Here is a 2,052-nt window from a genome sequence, read left to right on the forward strand (position 1 = left end):
GAGGCCGGCATGGTGATGGTCAACCTGCCGACCGCCGGCGTCGATTTCCACGTGCCCTTCGGTGGCCGCAAGGGCTCCTCCCATGGCTCGCGCGAGCAAGGTCGCCACGCCGCCGAATTCTACACAACCGTCAAGACGGCATACATATCGGCGTAGGTGCAGGGCGCTCGCGTCTGTTCATTGCGGTGCGCCAGCCGCACCGCAATGAAAAACGGGAGGCGCGCTCCCCGCAATCGTATCGAAAAGGGTCCGATGGCGGAAAAAGAAAACGCGTCGATTGTTCGCGTGTTCTCGACGAGCGAAAAGACCGGCTTCGAGCTGGCAAGCTCCTGTTGATCCCTTGGTGGAGGTGCGGTGACCTGAGACCCTGAACTGACGGCTTGATGGAAGAGTAGTATCGAGCCTACCGCTCCGCGCCATCGCGGTCATTGCTGCGCTGGCGATCCTGCTCAGCCTGCCGGAGGATCTGCTGGCGCTGCTCGTCCTGGGCACCTATGGCAGTGGCAGCCTGTTCCCGCGCCGCACGAGCGGCACGACCGGCGGCAATTGCCTGCTGCTGGGCGGCTATAGCAGGATCGACGGTCGGCGGCGCGGGCCGGTCCTGGGAGCGTGTCTCGTCGGCGCGGGCGGCCGGCGGTTTGCCCCCTCCCCCTGCGGTGTCGGCGACCGATTGCATCTGCTGCATCTGGATGTCACGGCGCTGCTCGGCAAAGAGCGCGGAGATTTCCTTGCGCATCTCCTCGACGGCCTGGCGCTCCGCACTACTGTCGACCATGGTCTCGAGGCGGTCCATCGATTTGTTCGCTCGAGAAACACGCTCGTCGAACTGTTCNCATCTCCTCGACGGCCTGGCGCTCCGCACTACTGTCGACCATGGTCTCGAGGCGGTCCATCGATTTGTTCGCTCGAGAAACACGCTCGTCGAACTGTTCCAGCGATAGGGGCATGGTCTTTTCCTTCTGCTGTTGAAAGTTTGCGATGAGAGTCTTGAGTGCCGCCGACGGCTCGTTCGACGGCGCGCCGGATCGTTGCGCAAAGGCTTCAAACCGCTTTTGAAGCCAGGGCGACGGTAAACCCTCCTTCGAGGAGCCCACCGCCTCAATGATTACGTCAGAACGCATCCCCAGCTTGAGCATCCGCGCCTCGAAATCCCTGACGACGGACAGCGTCTCTCCGCCCGGGTCAAACTCGTCGTTCTGCTTGGCGAGTTCCCGCTCTATTTTGCTGACGCTCGCCGTTGTGGGCGCCAGCACATAAATTGTCTTGCCGCCGGCCGAAACGAAGTTGCTATCGACGCCGGCCACCCGCTGGACGATCTCAATCATCGCGTCGCGGTCAGCGACCTCCTCCGTCTCCAGACGAAGGAGNAAAGCCGGCAGCGTGGCGCGGCGCTGGCTGCGCAGCTTGTCCGGCCGCCGCGGCTGCGAACCGGTCGGCCGCCGCGATCACCGACGGCTCCGCGCCGGCCTTCTTCAAGGCGTTTGCGGTTGCCTGCCATTTCGGAGCAAGCGCGAGGTTTACATCGGTGAGTGAGGAGCAATCGACGACGCCGGCGCGCTTGCGCTCGACGCGTTTGGTGACGGCGGGCGTCTTGAGATAGCGAGGATCGCTCTTGCTGCGCTCGTAGGCGCCGGCCTGCGACTGGCTGTAAGGCCGTGTGGCCGCGACGTCTGCGCGCCGGGTGGCGACCATGGCGATGCCMTGYTCGCGYGCCTTGGCCGCAAAGCGCTCGCGCCATTCGTAAAGCTCCGGCTTSGTCAGCCGCAGCGCCTTGCCAAGGTCGTCTCGCGCCGTGATCATCGCATGAATATGCACATGGCCGGTTTCGGGGTGATACGCCGTGATCCAGCGATGCCCGGCGACCTGCTCGCTCAGGAAATCCCGCACGGCGCGATGCATCGCGTCCGGATCGGTTCCGGCCCGCGCCGAGAAGATGACATGGAAGGCATTACGTGGCTCGACGGTGCGAATGTGGGATGACCAGTCCCGCCAGATGCTGTCAGCCTTCTCCTTGACGCTCGAACCGCGCTCGACCGGATCGCCGGCGCTGGT

At 64.2% G+C, this 2,052-nt stretch carries 2 protein-coding genes; one reads left to right on the forward strand and one right to left on the reverse strand.

What is annotated here, in order from left to right; all coding sequences use genetic code 11:
- The coding region (locus ASD02_RS31940; RefSeq protein ID WP_156408510.1) for an aldehyde dehydrogenase family protein at nt 1-156 on the forward strand (156 nt) is incomplete at its 5' end.
- A 247-nt stretch (nt 157-403) separates the two neighbouring features.
- Here the strand turns inward: ASD02_RS31940 and ASD02_RS31945 are convergent.
- Nucleotides 404-832, reverse strand: a 429-nt coding sequence (locus ASD02_RS31945; RefSeq protein WP_210178853.1) for a hypothetical protein, incomplete at its 5' end; no start/stop codon positions are given.
- Nucleotides 833-2,052: the final 1,220 nt, after the last annotated feature.

Source organism: Ensifer sp. Root1252 (genome assembly GCF_001425885.1).
In the GTDB taxonomy this organism is placed as follows: domain Bacteria; phylum Pseudomonadota; class Alphaproteobacteria; order Rhizobiales; family Rhizobiaceae; genus Ensifer; species Ensifer canadensis.